This window comes from Peribacillus sp. NPDC058002, from assembly GCF_042886655.1.
Taxonomy (GTDB): domain Bacteria; phylum Bacillota; class Bacilli; order Bacillales; family DSM-1321; genus Peribacillus; species Peribacillus aracenensis.
The window spans coordinates 1-4,796 of record NZ_JBHVQU010000257.1 but is presented as its reverse complement, the minus strand read 5'-3'; the positions used below and the strand labels follow the sequence as shown (position 1 = coordinate 4,796).

Below are 4,796 nucleotides of genomic sequence, written 5' to 3'. Positions count from 1 at the left end.
AGACAGGTTCATTAAAGAGGGTCTATGTATTGATGAATTGAAAAAAGATATTCCTTGTAGGGAAGATGGAAGATATTCTTATGGGATCGATGACTTTTTGTACGCCGCAATCCAAGAGGGCCTTTTTCGGAAAATAATATGGGTATATCCTCGTATGTTAGGAGAAAAAGGGTTTAGTGAATTACTTTGGGAGCTATTATCCCTTGTACCCAACCATGGAAAAGAATTCATATCAAGCTTTAGAAACGGAAAAAATTCTGCTTCTGTACAATTAAATAATATCGAGTTACATGTCACAACTATTGAATATCTAGGCGAATTCATAATTAATGAACAGGTTATTGTAGATATCGATTTGGATTATTTTTATGATCCCAAGACTAATGATTTATCGAATGATATAGACGAAACCTTACATGTATTGAACAATCTTGGCCTCTTTAATCAAGTGAAGACAATGTCCTATTCTATCAAAAGTGGGTTTCTACCTGAAAGTTTCAGGTGGATAGGGAAATATATAGCAGGACAAATGGGGAGGGATATTGCATATTCCAAGGAAGATAAGTTTTCTCCGAAGGTAACGATGGAGAAAATTTCATCGAATAAAAAGTTGAGTCTAGCAGAAATAGACGAATTAAACTTTGAATTGAGGCCATTAGGAGCAATAGGTTGGAAATTGAAATCGATTCTCTATACCCAGTCTGGTGAAATTGAACGTGCTAAGAATTGCTATCAAAAAGCGATTGAAAAAGGTGATGATTCATATTGGGCTGCCTATGTTTTAGGCATTCACTTTTTCAAGGATAGGAATTATGAAGAGGCTTTAAATTGGTTTGATAAAACTGGAAATATAGTCGATACCATCGAGGCACATGGCCTAATATTAAGTTTAATTTGTTGCCTTCGTTTGGAGCTGTATCAAAAAGGATATGATTTATCCAAAGAGTGCATCGAATTATTACCTATGAGAATAGAGGGGTATATATTGGGTGAAGTATTCGCAGCAAAACTAGGAATGAAATTAAATGATTTTGATGGCAAGATCCATGACGATCCTTCGCAATTAGTAATTAGTCGGGCTGATACGAAACATGAACAATGAATATTTAATATCATATGATTCAACCGTTGAAGGGGTTGTTTCACCAAGGTGCGATGATAATGAAAAGAATAAGTTTCTTCAAGAAGAATTAAATCATTGTTTAAAATTCATTGAACGTGATAGCTATGATCACTTAAGACATTGGAAGTCTTTTAAACTCCGTATTGGATTAAGCAGTTATGAATTAAAGTATTCCATCCTTATAAGGATCTTAATAGAGACTTCAACATCTATTATTCCAGTATTATGGCAAACAAGAACTAATAATTCACCATCTACTGAATTAATGGATCATTTTGATGTTATTTTAGCGGAAGTAGAGGCTGCTTTATATGGTCAGCAACTTGAACGCAAGGTTGAAACACAAATTGTGCTTGAGCCATGGACTGGATCTCATTATGTACACGAATGTTTTGGTCATACTTTAGAAGCAGATAATTACCTAGAGTATTTAAAGCCAAATGGAATAACGATGGGATACAAATGGTCAGAATATAAAATCAACGTATTCGATGACCCGACCATTCCTGGGCAAAATGGCAGTTATTTATTGGATGCGGAACAGAATGAAACATTTAGGACTCACTTAATAAAGGATGGGATAACCGTAGGTTTGATGCATAATGCAAAAACCTGTAAGCTCCTAGGCTTACAATCTTCATGTAATGCAAGAAGCGTTGGCATATCTTCACTTGCGATGCCCAGAATGTCAACAACTTATTTGGATTCTGGCAATATGGAAGTACAGGAGATCATTTCAGGAATCGACAACGGTGTATATTGCAGGGGTTCCTGGGGTGGGGGATCACTTGGTTTGAATTTTGTAATCCGGCCATCATATGGTTTGGTCATTAAAAATGGGAAAATAACTAATAAAATACTTAGAAGATTTGATATTAAAGGAAACAAACTTGATTCAGCTAAAGCTATTAAGTCCCTTAGCAATAAACTGCATTTCTTTAATCCGGTTTTCGGGTGTAATAAGAATGGTGAAAATAATCTTAGCGTCACCCAAGGTTCACCCCATATTCATTTTGAAAATCTAACACTTTATCCCGTACTTTGAAAGGATGAGCGAATTGATAGATAAGATACACTATAAACAATTATCACTAACGGATTTCGAAGAAAATTATGCGGGTAAAAAGCCACTGATAATAACTGGATTAGTAGATTTATGGCCTTCTAGGGACTGGGATACAGACTATCTACAGTCTACTTATGGAGAAAGGGAAATCATCATAAGGAAATCAGGATACGATAAAGAAAAAAAATTTTACAAATCAAAACTTGGTAAATTCATCGGTATTTTAAATGATAACCCCGAAAAATTGTATTGTGACTGGCCCTTTTCCATCATGGGCAATGATGATTTAGAGAGTTATTTTGAAACTCCATCTCTATTCGACCATAATACAATCAGGACCAAAAATAACAAGAAATTAAAATGGATTTTCCTGGGTTCGGTTGGAACAGGAACCCCAATACACCAGGATTTTGAGAAATCACATAATTGGAATGCAGTTGTATTTGGCCAAAAAAAATGGATTTTTTTCAGCCCTGATGATACTGAGTATGTGAAAGATTTTAAGCATGATGTATTCGATTTGGATTTAAAGGAGGATCCAAATTTCAAATATTCCAAGCCCTACATTGTGGAACAGTTTTCTGGAGAATTAATGTACACACCTAAAAGTTGGTGGCATGCCGTGCGAAATATCGAAACCTCTTTCTCAGTTAGTGAGAATTTTTGGTATAAAGATGAAAAGGAATAAACCTTTATTCCTTTTAAGTGTACAGGTTAAAAACTCGTATTGACTAAATTTAGCGGCTTACAAACATTCTGTAGATTTTATTGATGCCGCCATATCTAATGAAATCGGGAAATCAGCCATAGGGCTGTTTTTCTTTTTACCTTCTGAATCCTTGTTGCCCTTAGTAAGCCTTCGCCCTCTTTGCTTCAAAAAACCTCCATACGAATTTATCAATTCCGTCATTACTTAAGAAAGGACGTTTGCCAGAGAATAGTCAATCTCACTTTAAAAAGATGGACGTAAATGATAGAATTAACACTTATTGTTAATTGAAGAGGGTGGTATTTCATGGATCAAGACACAAAAGTGATTCAAGAATTGCAGGAATTGAAGCAAAAAGTCGGTCATCTTGAAGACTTATTAACGCAGCAACAGAATAAAAAGGAAAAAGCAGGACCATTTCGAATCTTTCTGGACGCAGTAGTCTCATTGTTATTTGGATTAATTATTGTAGGACCGGTTATAGTGATTGTCGTTGGGGTCCTGATGGTGGCGGCATCATGGTTAGGGATGGAGTTTTAAACGTTTAGGAGAGCCTGGGCTTTTATGAATAGATTCATTTATTCCAGTGGGGATTATTGATGACGGATTGGAAGAAGGCCACGGTTTTGCTCTAATTATAGATAGGGAAGGTATTAAGCTTAATTATGGCCATCCTGTCTGCGTTCGCCAAGAAACGGAAAAAGAACCACTCATCCCCACAAGACAGTAGTGGTTCTTCTTCTGACCAAGATGAAATCGTTTAGAAAAATGATTGCTTACTCTTGCAGTTATCACCCTCATGTATCGAGCAAGGGGTCTTATTGGTTTATGTCAGGATAATTACCTGAATATTCAGACACTGAAAAGGGAAGTTGAAGAATGGTTGCTGAAACGTTCTGTTAGCCCTGGAAATGCTCCGTTGCATAAATTAAAGTCAGACCCGGGTAAGTGTTTCATAAATAAAATAATCATCTTTTAAAGATATAATGCAAAAAAAGGACGGTTACTGCAAGGTTGTATCTTTTTTCAATGGACAGAGAATCATTTTCTTTCATGAATTCTTCGATATCTTCACACTCAAGAGTAGAGAATAAGGAAATCGTCTCTATTGGTATACCAAATTCTTTGTTCAGTGCTTGAGTTATAGCAGAGACCCTTTCATTTGCATCGGATGAAGGCACGCCTATGACTAATAGGCCCACTAAATCTATTAGGTCCATCATTTCTGTTTGAGTTACCGTGGATTGAATATTTTCACCATTTGCAAAATCTAGAATGACTTGCACAGATATTCCTGTAATTTTACTTAATGATGCCGCAGGCATTTTATAATCATTTAGAAGAGTTCTTAATAACTCTTTAGGTTCATGACCAATCATCTTGAATAACCCTCTTTCACTTTTAACTCTATTATACTTTTAAGAAACAGAATCATTAAACCGTGAAACAGCAATTTCCCTGTAGAGCATCAACTTTATTTCAAATAGTATTCTACTGATTTCATAGTACTGGCTCAAAGCGATATCCCATGATTTGCTTCTTTGAAAATATTATCCTGAGAAAGTTATTGACAAATTTACTTTGAGTCCGTATAGTATTGGATATTATTAAAAATATTCAGATATAATTTAATTTTTAAAACGCAATGATCAGGAGTAGTAAAAGCACATTATTCGGTAAAGAGAGCTGCGGGTTGGTGCAACGCAGTCCAATGATACTTTGAACTTGCCTGGGAGTGGTAAAGTGAAAGATAGGAATGATTCCATTCTTTTGTTTTAACGATTGACCTTCGTTACAAGGTTTTAAAGCAGGGTTCTAGAAAAGAGCCAATAAGAGTGGTACCGCGGTAAGCATAAGGCATATCGTCTCTTTCTTCATTTGATTATGAAGGAAGAGAC

Annotated in this window: 5 protein-coding genes and 1 other annotated feature; of the genes, 4 read left to right on the top strand and 1 reads right to left on the bottom strand. The window is 35.6% G+C overall.

Annotated elements, in window-relative coordinates; genetic code table 11:
• From ACFVSH_RS22995 to ACFVSH_RS22980, 4 genes are all read left to right on the top strand, one after another.
• The coding region (locus ACFVSH_RS22995) for a tetratricopeptide repeat protein (RefSeq protein WP_387708016.1) at window positions 1–1,102 on the top strand (1,102 nt) is incomplete at its 5' end.
• The gene (locus tag ACFVSH_RS22990; protein ID WP_387708014.1) at window positions 1,092–2,168 is read left to right on the top strand and encodes a metallopeptidase TldD-related protein; all 1,077 of its coding nucleotides are present in this window, start codon (window positions 1,092–1,094) and stop codon (window positions 2,166–2,168) included. The genes ACFVSH_RS22995 and ACFVSH_RS22990, both read left to right, overlap by 11 nt.
• A 13-nt stretch (window positions 2,169–2,181) precedes the next feature.
• Window positions 2,182–2,877, top strand: a complete 696-nt coding sequence (locus ACFVSH_RS22985; protein WP_387708012.1) for a cupin-like domain-containing protein — start codon at window positions 2,182–2,184, stop codon at window positions 2,875–2,877.
• A 327-nt stretch (window positions 2,878–3,204) separates the two neighbouring features.
• Complete coding sequence (locus ACFVSH_RS22980) at window positions 3,205–3,438, top strand: hypothetical protein (protein ID WP_387708010.1); 234 nt, start codon at window positions 3,205–3,207, stop codon at window positions 3,436–3,438.
• Between the two features lie 428 nt (window positions 3,439–3,866).
• Here the strand turns inward: ACFVSH_RS22980 and ACFVSH_RS22975 are convergent, their stop codons facing one another.
• Entirely contained in the window at window positions 3,867–4,277 is a 411-nt protein-coding gene (locus ACFVSH_RS22975; RefSeq protein ID WP_387708008.1) for an HTH domain-containing protein, read from the bottom strand.
• Between the two features lie 257 nt (window positions 4,278–4,534).
• Window positions 4,535–4,771 (top strand) — a binding site (T-box leader).
• The last annotated feature ends 25 nt before the right edge of the window (window positions 4,772–4,796 follow it).

Excerpts from the sequence above, each read along its gene's own strand:
- ACFVSH_RS22990 (WP_387708014.1), top strand. The coding sequence starts at position 1,092 with ATGAACAATGAATATTTAATATCATATGATTCAACCGTTGAAGGGGTT.
- ACFVSH_RS22980 (WP_387708010.1), top strand. The coding sequence starts at position 3,205 with ATGGATCAAGACACAAAAGTGATTCAAGAATTGCAGGAATTGAAGCAA.
- ACFVSH_RS22975 (WP_387708008.1), bottom strand. The coding sequence starts at position 4,277 with ATGATTGGTCATGAACCTAAAGAGTTATTAAGAACTCTTCTAAATGAT.